Genomic DNA, 13,049 nt, shown 5'->3' with positions numbered 1-13,049 from the left:
GACAGAAAAACGCACCCTTTGATAATATTGATGATGTAAGGAGGTTGTTCAATGGATTCTTTAAGAAGTATGAATAATGCATTGACATATATTGAAGAGCACTTAACAGAGGAAATTGACTATAGTGAAGTATCTAAAATTGCTTACTGTTCAGAGTATCATTTTAAGCGGATGTTTTCATTTTTAGCAGGCATAAGTTTATCAGAATATATTCGGAGAAGAAGACTGTCGTTGGCTGCAATTGATTTAAAAGATAAGGATTTGAGAATAATTGATGTAGCCGTCAAATATGGCTATAATTCGGCTGATTCGTTTTCCCGTGCTTTTCATTCCCTGCATGGTATTCTCCCTTCAGAAGCAAGAAGTGAGAAAACGCAGTTAAAAGCCTATCCACGAATGACCTTTCAATTATCAATTAAAGGAGGATGCGAAATGAACTATCGTATTGTTGAGAAAGGACCTTTTAAGTTAGTAGGATTTAAGAAGAGAGTTCCAATTATTTTTGAAGGTGTCAATCCAGAGATTGCAAAAATGACTGAACTTTTAACCATGGATGTTATTAATCAATTAAAAGCAATTTCAAATGTAGAACCTACAGGTATTATTAGTGCTTCCACTAATTTTTCAGAAGGTAGAATGGAAGAGAAAGGAGAATTAGATCATTACATCGGGGTAGCAACATCAAGTAATGAAACTGCAGATTTTGATGTATTAAAAATTGATGCTTGTACCTGGGCAGTATTTGAATCGATTGGACCATTCCCAGAGACACTTCAAAATGTATGGGGTAGAATATATTCAGAGTGGTTTCCGTCTTCAAGTTATGAGTTAGTTGAAGGCCCAGAAATTTTGTGGAACGAGAGTCCAGACACTGGAAATCCAAAGTATCGAAGCGAAATCTGGATTCCGGTAAAGAAAAAAGACTATTAATTACATTATTTTTTTCGTAAATGCTACGATTGGTGGATATTTTTCCAAGAACGGGCATGTTCAAATGACATTCATTTTATCAACTCATCACATATAGAAATTCTCAATTTTAAACACTTTCACCAGCATTTCGTGTTTGCAGGAGAAAGAGAAAACTTGAGAAATAAAGTACTGAAAAACCACATTACCGTTTCGATGATAATTGAATTGGGTGTGGGGAGACAATCGAACAAAAAGGCGTTCAAACAAAGTGAACGTCTTTTTGTTTACCCAGCATTGGTACACTCTAAAGAGTGAAAATCCCAAACGTGACTTAATAGTGGCAGGGACAACGTTTAAATCCATTTCATATTAAATGACGCATATAGAAGACAAATACATGTTAAAATAAGGAATAATATCATAAGGAGACAACAAATAAATGACATACGCATTAGAAATAAAAGATTTGAAAAAAGTATATGCGACTGGTGTTGAAGCACTTCGAGGGATTGATTTGGCTGTAGAAGAAGGCGACTTCTACGCTTTACTGGGGCCTAACGGTGCTGGCAAATCAACCACCATTGGCATCATTACATCACTTGTCAACAAGACATCAGGGCAAGTAAAAGTTTTTGATTATGACCTGGATACTGATTTAGAGCGGGCAAAGCAGCAAATCGGTTTGGTACCTCAGGAGTTTAACTTCAACCCCTTTGAGACGGTTCAACAAATTGTAGTTAATCAGGCAGGTTATTACGGTGTTTCACGTAAGGAGGCACTTAAGCGGAGTGAGAAGTATCTCAAGCAATCGAGTTTATGGGAGAAGCGACACGTTCGTGCCCGTATGCTATCAGGTGGAATGAAGCGTCGTTTAATGATCGCTCGAGCGCTGATGCATGAACCGCGATTACTGATCTTAGATGAGCCGACTGCGGGTGTGGACATCGAATTAAGACGTGAAATGTGGGTATTTTTAAAAGAATTGAATAAAAGTGGGACAACGATTATTTTAACCACTCACTACTTAGAAGAAGCTGAAATGCTTTGTCGAAATATTGGGATTATTCAATCGGGTGCATTGATTGAAAATACAAGTATGAAATCACTTCTTTCTAAGTTACAGTATGAAACGTTTATTTTCGACTTGGATGCCTATAACTATAAACCTGAAATCAAGGGCTATAGCTATGAATTTGAGGATGACCTGACGCTGACAGTAGAGGTTGAACGCAATCAAGGAGTCAATGACATCTTTAATCAACTAAGTAATCAAGGGATTAAAGTCTTATCGATGCGGAATAAATCAAACCGCTTAGAAGAACTATTTTTGAAAATCACAGAAGAAAAGCACCAATTGGAGGAAAGAAATGTTTAGTCTTTATTTTACAGCTCTAAAAAGTTTAGCGATCAAGGAAACAAACCGTTACCTGCGTATCTGGGTACAGACCTTGGTACCACCTGTTATCACCACATCATTGTATTTCGTTATTTTTGGAAAAATGATTGGTGGACGCATTGGCGATATGGGTGGATTCTCTTATATGGAGTTTATTGTACCAGGGTTAATCATGATGTCAGCTATCACGAGTTCTTACTCAAATGTTTCTTCATCATTTTTCTCACAAAAATTCCAAAAAAATATTGAGGAATTATTAGTAGCCCCAGTGCCGACGCATGTGATTATTTGGGGATTTGTCCTAGGAGGATTGGGAAGAAGTCTGCTGGTGGGTACACTGGTAACCATTATTTCGTTACTATTTGTTCCATTGAATGTTTTCTCTTGGTTAATTGTTATTCTGACATTATTAATGACGGCTATTCTTTTCTCTCTAGCTGGGCTAATAAATGGCGTTTTTGCACAGTCATATGATGATGTGTCGATTGTACCGACCTTTGTATTACAACCATTAACTTATCTAGGTGGTGTATTTTATGCCATTTCGATGTTACCGCCATTCTGGCAAACCGTATCAAAAGTAAACCCGATTGTTTATATGATTTCTGCTTTCCGTTATGGGTTCTTGGGGACGACTGATGTGCCGATTATGGTTTCGCTTATGATTCTGGTTCTGTTTATTATTATTGTCTATTCGGTGTGTTACTATCTGATTAATACAGGAAAAGGGATAAGAAGTTAGAGAGGTGGGAGAGCCAATGGCACTATTATTCTTCAGAGATATTGATGCAAACAATGAGGCCGCTGTTAATCCATAAGTTTAAAAAACGGCTAAGAAGGATTTATTGAAACGGTGGCTGAATGTTTAGAGGAAGCTGCACGCTATCCAGAATGGCACCCAGTAGCTATCTATCACGAAGAAGAATTAATTGGATTTGCTATGTATGGGTCTTTTGTCGTCAATAAGGATACTTGGATTGACCGCATTATGATCGATAAAAACGATCAAGGAAAAGGTTTTGGAAAACAAGCGATGAAGCAGCTCATTGAGATTGTCTCAAAAGAATACGACGTTAAAACCATCTATTTAAGTATTATTGAAGAGAATAAAGTGGCTCATCAGTTATACAAGAGTATCGGCTTTGAGTTTATCAATGAACGAGATCCGAATGGCGAGTTGATTTTTCAATATCAGTTTGATGAGAAGGGGGTATAACAATGAATGCAAAAGAAAAAATGAAGGCACTAATAAAAGATAAAAAATCTGGCAACAAAGTGAAACATCATACTGTCGCAAAGAATGACGGAAAATTCATGCGCAAAGCACCGATACTACATAAGTAAATCAGATTATTCACACCCTGAAACGAGTATTTAATACTGTTTTCAGGGTTTTATTGACTCTAAAGAAAGTGAGTGATACATTAAAAGTGTAAAAAAATTTAAAATGACTGACTAAATTTGCGGTTTGAGTCATTTTGTACAAGTGACCTATAATCGAGAGGAGAAATGCTTGATGTTAAGAAAGGTAAAAGTAGAAAATGGTTTTATTCAAGGATTGCCAGCAGCTGATCCCCGTATAACAGCTTTTAAAGGGATTCCGTTTGCAGCACCGCCTGTAGGCGAGAATCGTTGGCGGGCACCACAAGCTGCAGCCGATTGGGAAGGTACGCTGAAAGCATTTGAGTTTGCACCGATATCTATGCAAGCAAGGCCGGGCGTCAACCCGGATGATTTTTATTCGCGTGAATGGCACGTAGATCCAAACGTGCCGATGGATGAAGACAATCTATACTTGAACGTGTGGACACCTGCTAGTCATACCGATGAAAAGCTACCGGTTTATGTGTGGATTTTCGGTGGTGGGTTCCAGTATGGTTATACATCAGAAATGGAATTTGATGGCGAGCGCTTAGCACGTCGCGGCGCGATTGTGGTTACGGTCAACTATCGCTTGAACGTGTTTGGTTTCTTAGGCCATCCGGAAATCACGGCAGAAGCACCGGATGCACCAACCAACTTTGGTCTACTGGACCAACAAGCAGGAATTGAATGGGTTAAACGTAACATCGCTGCATTTGGTGGAGATCCCGATAACATTACGGTCGGCGGTCAATCGGCTGGTGGCGCGAGCGTGATGCACCAATTAACCGCACCGCAAAATGAAGGACTATTCCATAAGGCTGTTGTTTTGAGTGGTGTTTTTGCAAACGTATACAAAAGTGGCGGAATACCAGGAAGTGGTCGAACATTAGCCGAAGTCGAAGAGGCGGGCGTGCAGTTCTTTGAGTTCATGGGGGTGTCTTCATTGGAAGAGGCACGGGCGCTAGACGGAGAATTCGTCCGCGAAAAACTATTGGAATATCAAGCTTTCTGGGGGCCTGTCGTAGACAAAAAATTTGTCATGGGAAATGCCTTCGAACTGTTTATGGAAAACAAACGTTTGATGGTTCCTGTTCTGTTGGGGCAGACGTCATCTGAGTTCTTCGGAGTTCCGGAAGTTTCTAGTTTGGATGCATTCAAGGAATTGGCCGACAAACTCTTTGGGGCGGATGCGGATGAGTTTCTGAAGCTATGTAACTTTGAATCAGGAGACTTTGATACAATTAAACAAAATGCATCGATTCCAATGATTGAGTATGCAATCCGTGTTCTGGGTAAGGCAAACGCAGACACCGGCGCTGATATGCCACTCTACTATTACAATTTTGATCCAGAGATACCGGGCTGGGATGATCCCGGTACCTTCCACTCTGCCGATCTGTGGTTCTTCTTTGAGACCTTGGCAAAATGCTGGCGTCCGTTTGTAGGCAAACACTACGATTTGGCGCGGGAGATGAGTAATTATTTAGCCAACTTTATCGCTAGCGGTGACCCGAATGGCAAAGATGTGACAGGTGAAAAAATGCCACAGTGGAATCCCTATACCTTGGATGCACCTTATGGCATGGTGTTTGGCGACAAGTCAGAATTTGTTAAAGAGCAACCGAACGAATTGATGACCTTCTTGGTGAATCAAACCTTCAAGAATAAATAGAAAAACGCGATGGGGCCGGGAAAAAACTCCCGGCCCCTTTCCTATACCCGAATAATGTAGCGTAAATGTGCTCAAAAAGGCAGCCCCGACGTCCACTTCACGAATCATTTTTTCCATTTGAGCGCTTCATTTCCTAAAACTCAAATACCACAGCTTCCGTTACTTCAAACGGTCCTGGTGTCTTCACAGTTCTTTCGTTTTCGAAGAAATCCGTATCAAAGTGATAAGGAGTCCCGTTTGGCTGTTCGAAGTTCATGTCAGCGTGATAAGTTTTGCCTAATACATTTGTCGAGACAGGGACTGTATCGGATCCGTTAACCGACGCAGCATCTGTGACAGCAACCGTCACAGCACCTGTAGATGGATTTGTTGTGATTTCAAATCCACTCTTTTCAAAGACAGTTGCTTGTGGTTCGTGGCTACTACTTGGGAGCGCATCGTTCAGATAGAGATTGCCATCTACTGCTACAGGCAGTACAGCATTTCCAACAAAGAAATCTTTAGCAGCATCTCCGAGGGCTATCAGTTCCTCTTTCGTATATTCCCACAGTTGTTTATCGTTTGCGTTAGGATGTTTGTTATAACCACCTAAGCCGACTGGGTACAGATAACAAATGGAATCATCTGGAACGCCGTCCATGACAGTCTTGCCATTATCTTCTGGGAGTTCGCGCGGTTTAAGCGGCAGGTGTTCAAAGAACGTAATTGGAACAGGTTCTTTATTAGAGTCGTTATCACCTAAGAAAATATTGTTATAATAGCGGTCATCCCCGCTCGAAATATTAGAATAGCCTGCCATCGCTGTTTCATGAGGGAAGTGGTAAGGCGTAATTCGACTAAGTTCGGACTGTACAACGAATCGACCAGCAAACAAGTTATGAACAAAAGCGCCACCTTGTGCCATATTTCTAAAATTCATCGGTGATAAAAAGAGATTATGGTCTACCAGATAAGGTCCGTGACAAACTTCCATGAATAAATCTTCAGACAAATGATCAAACAACACATTGCGGTTGATGCGAGTTCCTTGTGCTTGCCAATCCAACCAAATACCACGATAACAAGTATGGATTTTATTATCACTAATTTGTGTATCTAGGGCAGCGTGCAGCTTAATCCCAGCAACTTCCGCGCCGTGTCTCAAGCGTTTGTGATGGACATTGTAAATATGGTTTTGGTAAATCTCACTGAAGGCACATCCCATATGGCCAACAATGGCGGCTTGTTCGCAATCATGAATGACATTGCCACGAACAATATGACTGCCGACAGAGTCCTTGTGCCAACCAGCATGCAACGCCCGTAAAATAACCTCTTGCTCACGTTGCGTACCACCCTTTTTGTGCTTACCTGCATATTTCACATGCCCCGTGCCGATTTTAGTTCCCAGACTGATGCCGACACTTTTAGATTCAGAGATAATGTTATTTTCAATAATCCAGCCTTTGCTCCAATGTGGCCCAATCAAGCCTTCTTGGTAATCTGTCGGAGGTGCCCATTGGGGGGAAGCTTGGCGTAAAGTGAATCCGCTTACGGTAATGTAGTCAAGACCTGACTTTTCCGGCCAGAAACAATGTGGACGGACGTTAATTTCAACATTTTCCTTGCGAGGGTCTTTACCACCAAAATTTGCCCAAATCTTTGTTGTAGAAGGCCCTGCTTCACAATACCATTTCAACAGTGAGTCTTCTGAATATTTCGCTTCTGGCCACACTTCGGGATTTTCAACTTCTGCCATACTTCCGCATTCATAAAGTGATTTATGATCTAAATAAACATCACCTAAATGAGCTTTCAAGGCGCCATCAAACAACCAGTCACCACTCAACTCCACTTCATAAGGATTACGAACCGTAAAGAGGGCGTTTGGTACTTCTGTACGCCAAACATTTTCTCCCTCAGCTTCCCAGTCGGTGATACGGTCTGCACCAGTAATAATCACTTCACCGTCATCAGCAGACTTATAAGTAATGCGTTGGTCGATAGTTCCACCGTTAGCTGGCTTTACCCATTCACGGTAAATTCCGGCGTGGACAACGACTGTATCCCCGGGCATTGCCACTTCGGCAGCGCGTGAAATCGTTAGAAACGGTTGTTCCACCGTTCCACTTGCTTGATCGTTTCCTTGCATTGACACATGATAGTTCACACAATCACTCCTTATATCAATCTAAACAATTATAAAAGCCCTCACATTTAGGACAATATCTATATTATACAGAAGATAAGTGCTTAAATCACTCCTTTGAACAGCTAAATTTAAACGAAATCTTGTAAGAAAAACTGAATCAAAAAGCCCAGGCAATTAATTTTTGGTAATAGAGTAACGATTGACTTTAATAATGTTAAAAAGTACGCTTAACTTTATTAAAGGAGGCTATGATATGGCAATAAAGGTTGTAGCCGAATGGATGATAAACCTTGAAGATGAAGATATATCATTTATTAAGAAGTTTCTCTTGGCTTCTGGTTCATTAAAAGAAGTTGCAAATCGATATGAAGTTACTTATCCAACTGTAAGACTTAGGCTTGATAAATTAATACAAAAAATCCAAGTAAGCGAAGATACAGCAAACGAGCCCTATGTTGCTTTGATTAAACGCTTAGCTTTAGATGACAAGTTGGACTTTGAAACTGCTAAATTACTGATTTCAGAATATAAAAAAACTAAAGGGGTTAAGTAATATGAGGATAACCGTAGTAATGTTGTTCATTGTGATGGCCTTGTTAATTGGAGCGATTTTTCTTCAAATATTCCTATCTAAAAAGAAGAGTAAGTGGTTTGGACTTATACTGCCAACAATATCATTTATATATTCTTTATTGATGATTTCAAGCATTGTAGTTTTTGATACAATGAGGGGTGGGAAATATTTATGTTAATTGCCTCTACTTCTCTAATTAGTAATATTCCAACTATCTTTTTACTTGGGATTTATTTTGCTTGTCGTGAGAAAATGAAATTTCTTTCTCAGCTTAATAAAATGAATATTCAAGATTTGGAATAATATCTTATTTGGAGAATAAAAACTTGATTATGAGAAAGAATAGGAAAAAATGTACTTACATTTGGTTAAAATTCGTAAAAACGTCAATTCTATCAGCTTGTACCCTATTGAGTGTGTGGTGTAGCTACAAAAAGAAGCTATATAGAAATTCTCAATTTCAAAGATTATCACGAATATTTCGTGTTTAACGGAACTATTAAATTCTTTAAAAAGGTGGTGTTTAGTTTGACTTTACAACAATTAAAGTATGCATTAGAAATAGCAAGTAAAGGCTCTATGAATGAAGCGGCAAAAAGTTTATTCATCTCTCAGCCGAGTTTGTCGAATGCAATTAAGGAATTAGAGCAGGAAATTAAAATCACTATATTCGTTAGAACGAATAGGGGCGTTACTGTTTCTAATGAAGGATCAGAATTTTTGGGTTATGCTAGACAAGTATTGCAGCAGTTTAACATGCTTGAAGAAAAATATATAAGTGAAAAAACAGCTAAGCAACATTTTTCGGTATCAAGTCAACATTATACTTTTGCAGCCAATGCTTTTGTAGAACTTGTAAAAGAATTTGGAGCTTCCGAATATGAATTTACATTTCGTGAATCGAAAACGCATGAAATAATTGAAGATGTAAAGAATTTACGAAGTGAATTAGGGATTATTTATAGACTAGGGGATTATAAGTTCAGCCATCAATGTCTAGCTCCCAAGTCCTGACCTAATGAAAAAAAGATAAATTTGCCCCATTGCGCGCTTCGCTGCTCGCTAACGCATATCATTCGACTAACCCGCTGAAGCGTGAAGTCTCCTGACAATTCAGGGACAAATTTCCTATTTTTTCATAGGCCAAGGCGGACTTGTCCGCTTTTCTTATAATTTGGCAAGTTTTTCTTTAGCAGGATTTTTTGGTTTTTGACGTTTTTCTTGCATTTCCATGGTATCGTTGTAACCCCACATATAAGTCAGTACGAACGATAGAGAGAGAGTTACGACTGTGACGAGAACGGCATACCAAAAGTTGGAAGTGATGCCATTGACCGGATCAATAAATGAAGGAAGACCAATGATTGATCCAATGATACTCCACATATTGATTCGGAATATCCCTGTCATAAATCCACCGACTGCACTGGCAATACTTGCACAGATAAATGGTTTACGAAAGCGTAAATTGATCCCGTAAATAGCGGGTTCGGTAATGCCACAAAATGCTGAGATTGCACCAGCATATCCTAGTTCTTTTAGTTTTGCTTTCTTTGATTTTACTGCTACAGCTAGAGCTGCGCCACCTTGGGCGACAATGGGGACACTTACCATGGCAGAGAGGTAGCTATATCCTAATGTGGCAAAATCATTAACATAAATTGGTATGATTCCCCAATGCAATCCGAAAATTACTAGAATTTGATAAAAGCCATCAATAATCGCACCAAAGATAGGAGCATTCAAGCTTAGTAAGGATTGGAGCCCCACAGCTAAAGCTTGTGAAAGCCAGGTAATGACAGGGCCAGTGAACAAGAAGGTTATTGTGGATACGACCCCGATGACTACAATCGGGATAAATATTGCTTGAATATAAAGAGGTACCCATTTTTTTAACCAAAGCTCTATTTTTTTCACTAGCCAGGCAGCAAGAATCATAGGAAAAATAGAATACGTATAAGCTACAAAGGGAAAATTAAAATCCCCCAGATTTAAAATATCCAAGCCATTGTCTATTTCTGGAGCGATTTTCACCAGGTTTTTGACATTTTTTGTGGTTCCTCCCATTTTTCTAATTCATCGATATGAAAGACAACTTTCATAATAACACCTTCTTTTTAATTCTATCCTACCTTTTTCGAAAGGCTGCTTCAACAAATCCAAGAATGTAAGCTTCTAAATTTTTTGAACCTTCTTTTCTTTTTTTCAATATGTATATATGAGAATCGAACAATAATCTTACTAACAAAAATTAGGTATGGTGAGACTCCTGTGGAAAGATCCTTTTTTATTTCTGCCATGAGTTCATTAAAGGGGTTGCTTCGTAAGCGCCGAATAACAGAGTACCTGTACGCCAAATAGCCCAAATGTTATTCTACATTTGAGCCTTGGCGTATTTTTATGCTTTGCAGTGTTCTTGAACTTTGGGAGACCAAGGCAGATAGTCATCGACGTGTTTTGAAGTAAGTACCGGTAAGTTTGGTAGTGCTTCAAATAAGTACGTGAAATATTTGCTTGGATTGAGGCCGTTTAACTCTGACGTTTTTAAAAGACTGAGAATATTCCCAAGAGCCTCTGCACCTGCGTAGCTTGTCGAGAAAAGATAATTCTTTCTCCCCATGACTAAATCTTTAATCAAGCGCTCGCTTTGATTATTGGTCAGCTCTAATCGTCCATCTTCAAATACGCGCTCCAAATCTTTTCGATATTTCATAAAATATTGGATGGCTTTGTCGAGTTTCGATTTGGGCACGGCAGAAATCTCGCCCACGTAGCGATAAAGCGCGTCCATTCGTGGTTTCAATTCTGCCTTGCGCTGAACGAGTCGCTCCTTTGGAGAAAGAGGCTTCCAGTCTTGTTCGAGTTTAAAACATTTTTTCAACTGATTCAAGACGTATTCTGCAGGATGGATAGTTTCGCAAGCCGTCGTTTGGGGCAAGGCCTCATAAAACTTCCTTCTGACGTGGGCATAACAACGCACCGGAAGAATGTTTTCAAGCGAGTCGTAAGAAAAATAACCATCACAATGAAGATACCCTTTAAAATCGGCTAAGAACGCACGAGAAATCTCGCGACTTCTCGTTTGGGCGTAGTGAAAAATCACAAAGGGCTTTTCGGAGTGTTCAAAATTACTAAATGCCCAGAAATAGTTGGTGGCTTTTTCACTTTCTAACACACGATACGGCGTTTCATCGGCATAACCCACGTCTTGATGAAGAAATTCTTGTTTTAACCGTTCAATTAGTGGGGTTAAATAGTCTTCACTGACACGAATATGCAAGTTGACGATGTTATCCCGAGAAATATCGAGCTGCAGCTGTTGCCAATATTTCTCTTGGCGATAAGCAGGGACTTTTTGTTCAAATTTCAAACGAATCGTTTCGGCAACGAGGCTAGGAGAAGCCAAACTGTTTTGAATCACCGGTTTAGGGACAGGCCCTTTTTTAAAGAAACTTTCGCCCTTTTGTTCGCAGGCTTTACAACAATAACTGTGTTGGATGTGCTGTAAAGTATCAATGCGCGCTTGATGAAATTGGATTTCTTCACGTACTTTTTTTGTCCCAATATCAACCATTTTTGAGCCACATTTCTCTCAATCGAGTGCCTCTTTTGACAACTCATGATGGACTTCTTTCGTCGGGAAGTGCGCGATTTTATTGGCCTTCGTCCCTTTTTTTCTTGGATGCGAACGAACGGTCAAGGTTTCTTCGGTTTCTAGCTCCTCAAAAATTTCAGGTTCCTCAAAAAGCCCCAGGCTTAATTGACCTGACACTTGTTCAGGTAAAGATTCCTTGGATCTCCCATACATTTTATTCGTCAAATAAGCGATTTGTTCACGCAGTAATTTGATTTCTTGTGTTAAGCCGTCGATGATGAGGGATTGTTTTTGATTGGTTTGTATTTGTTCTTGAAGCATTTGAATGAGGGAATCAGTCGTGGATGGCTTTGTTTTAGTCGTCACTGTTTTCTCCTCGCTCTCTTTTTTAATGATTGGATTCATTTTACCAAAAATCAAAAGGAAAAGCAGGAGAAAAGAGTGATAAATCAATGATTAACAAGAAAGTTTTTCGCTTGAAACCTTTAAAAAATTCCCTTTTTACCAGAACGAATGGCTTTCGGTTGATCGATACTGATCCCTTCAAGCAACCAGCGAAGTTGTTGGTGACTGAGTTGACGAATTTCTTCTTTAGTTCGGGGCCAATGAAATTTTCCTTGGTCCAATCGTTTATAAAGGAGCAGATAGCCGTCGTTTTCATAGTACAACATTTTAAAACGATCCAAGCGGCCACCGCAAAAAAGAAAGAGCGCATTCTCATAAGGATCGAATTGATATTGATGTTGGATGATTGCGGCAAGCCCATCAATTCCTTTACGCAAATCGGTTTTCCCACAGACAAGGTAGATCTTAGAAACTTTCGTATAGTCAAGCATCATGAGCGCAGACTTCTTTCAAAAGTGCTTGAACCAGATAGAGACTGGCCCCATTATAAATTTGAATGTTCTGATTTTTAGTTTCGAATTGAATAGCCAGTTTCACAGAGTTATCTGTCTGTTTCGAACTTTCTTTGTCTAATTGAATTTGAACTACTTCTTGAGTATGCATTAAAAAACGCCTCCATTTATACTTGATGTTCTCAGTATAGATGACGGCGTTTTTGATTGGTAGGTACCCTATTATTCGGCGCTTACATTGAATCTCGCGCTATCCTATGGAAAACCGCCTTGTGTGAGGGGCTGCGAGACCGCTTCGATCCTAGAATTGCTGAAGCACGAATCTAGCGTCACTCACATTTCATCTTTTGACGTAGCTGAGACAAGGTGTTTTTCTTCGATCCGCTAGTGGTTAATCTCTTTTTGGTGCAAATATGGTTTAGAATTTCTTTGCATGGCTTAAGGGAGTGGAGAATCGGATATTAGTAGGATTTACATCCACAGATAAAAATAGGCTTGATTTTAACAGCGAAACTAAAATACCCTACTTAAATGAAGTGATAGATTA

The 13,049-nt window shown here is 39.5% G+C and carries 13 protein-coding genes and 2 pseudogenes; 8 read left to right on the top strand and 7 right to left on the bottom strand.

The genetic code is table 11. The annotated features are described in order from the left end of the window. Positions 1-51: 51 nt before the first annotated feature. The 6 genes from IGI68_RS11105 to IGI68_RS11080 all read left to right on the top strand — a co-directional run bounded on the left by IGI68_RS11105 (position 52) and on the right by IGI68_RS11080 (position 5,345). Positions 52-930: an AraC family transcriptional regulator gene (locus IGI68_RS11105; RefSeq protein ID WP_438732881.1), complete on the top strand. Its 879-nt coding sequence runs from the start codon at positions 52-54 to the stop codon at positions 928-930. Positions 931-1,351: 421 nt separating this feature from the next. Next, the gene (locus IGI68_RS11100; protein WP_438732879.1) at positions 1,352-2,287 is read left to right on the top strand and encodes an ABC transporter ATP-binding protein; all 936 of its coding nucleotides are present in this window, start codon (positions 1,352-1,354) and stop codon (positions 2,285-2,287) included. Then, positions 2,280-3,050 carry an ABC transporter permease gene (locus IGI68_RS11095; protein ID WP_076765026.1) on the top strand — a complete coding sequence of 257 codons (771 nt, stop codon included), beginning with the start codon at positions 2,280-2,282 and terminating at the stop codon, positions 3,048-3,050. The genes IGI68_RS11100 and IGI68_RS11095 overlap by 8 nt, the downstream gene beginning before the upstream one ends. A 111-nt stretch (positions 3,051-3,161) precedes the next feature. Then, positions 3,162-3,524: a GNAT family N-acetyltransferase gene (locus IGI68_RS11090; RefSeq protein ID WP_438732877.1), complete on the top strand. Its 363-nt coding sequence runs from the start codon at positions 3,162-3,164 to the stop codon at positions 3,522-3,524. 2 nt (positions 3,525-3,526) lie between these two features. Further along, a complete protein-coding gene (locus IGI68_RS11085) occupies positions 3,527-3,652 on the top strand; it encodes a hypothetical protein (RefSeq protein ID WP_438732875.1) in 126 nt (41 codons plus the stop codon). A gap of 172 nt (positions 3,653-3,824) precedes the next feature. Next, positions 3,825-5,345, top strand: coding sequence for a carboxylesterase/lipase family protein (locus tag IGI68_RS11080; RefSeq protein WP_126108814.1), 1,521 nt, complete (start codon positions 3,825-3,827; stop codon positions 5,343-5,345). Positions 5,346-5,478: 133 nt separating this feature from the next. On the opposite strand, the gene IGI68_RS11075 is transcribed toward IGI68_RS11080, so the two are convergent. Next, on the bottom strand, positions 5,479-7,494 hold the full coding sequence (locus tag IGI68_RS11075) for a right-handed parallel beta-helix repeat-containing protein (RefSeq protein WP_438732873.1): 2,016 nt from the start codon (positions 7,492-7,494) through the stop codon (positions 5,479-5,481). A gap of 235 nt (positions 7,495-7,729) precedes the next feature. On the opposite strand from IGI68_RS11075, the gene IGI68_RS11070 reads away from it, so the two are divergent. Next, on the top strand, positions 7,730-8,029 hold the full coding sequence (locus tag IGI68_RS11070) for a DUF2089 family protein (RefSeq protein ID WP_438732871.1): 300 nt from the start codon (positions 7,730-7,732) through the stop codon (positions 8,027-8,029). 549 nt (positions 8,030-8,578) lie between these two features. Then, positions 8,579-9,064, top strand: a complete 486-nt coding sequence (locus IGI68_RS11065) for a LysR family transcriptional regulator (RefSeq protein WP_438732869.1) — start codon at positions 8,579-8,581, stop codon at positions 9,062-9,064. 153 nt (positions 9,065-9,217) lie between these two features. Here the strand turns inward: IGI68_RS11065 and IGI68_RS11060 are convergent, their stop codons facing one another. The 6 genes and pseudogenes from IGI68_RS11060 to IGI68_RS11035 form a co-directional block, all read right to left on the bottom strand. Continuing rightward, positions 9,218-10,084 carry a PTS transporter subunit EIIC gene (locus tag IGI68_RS11060; protein ID WP_438733297.1) on the bottom strand — a complete coding sequence of 289 codons (867 nt, stop codon included), beginning with the start codon at positions 10,082-10,084 and terminating at the stop codon, positions 9,218-9,220. Continuing rightward, positions 10,067-10,152: pseudogene (locus IGI68_RS11055) on the bottom strand (sulfur reduction protein DsrE); the annotation flags it as partial. The pseudogene IGI68_RS11055 and the gene IGI68_RS11060, both read right to left, overlap by 18 nt. Before the next feature lie 296 nt (positions 10,153-10,448). Continuing rightward, a pseudogene (gene tnpC, locus IGI68_RS11050) lies at positions 10,449-11,627 on the bottom strand (IS66 family transposase); the annotation flags it as partial. A gap of 15 nt (positions 11,628-11,642) precedes the next feature. Beyond that, positions 11,643-12,011 (bottom strand): transposase domain-containing protein, encoded by a 369-nt coding sequence (locus IGI68_RS11045; protein ID WP_438732867.1) that lies wholly within the window; start codon positions 12,009-12,011, stop codon positions 11,643-11,645. A 119-nt stretch (positions 12,012-12,130) separates the two neighbouring features. Continuing rightward, positions 12,131-12,484, bottom strand: coding sequence for an IS66 family insertion sequence element accessory protein TnpB (gene tnpB / locus IGI68_RS11040; RefSeq protein ID WP_071875441.1), 354 nt, complete (start codon positions 12,482-12,484; stop codon positions 12,131-12,133). Then, entirely contained in the window at positions 12,474-12,653 is a 180-nt protein-coding gene (locus IGI68_RS11035; protein ID WP_438732864.1) for a hypothetical protein, read from the bottom strand. The genes tnpB and IGI68_RS11035 overlap by 11 nt, the downstream gene beginning before the upstream one ends. Positions 12,654-13,049 lie beyond the last annotated feature (396 nt).

The sequence above is a fragment of the Enterococcus sp. DIV1314a genome (assembly GCF_051713805.1).
Classification (GTDB): Bacteria; Bacillota; Bacilli; order Lactobacillales; family Enterococcaceae; genus Enterococcus_I; species Enterococcus_I aquimarinus.
The sequence above is the reverse complement of the archived record's forward strand: the minus strand, read 5'-3'. Positions and strand labels throughout refer to the sequence as shown.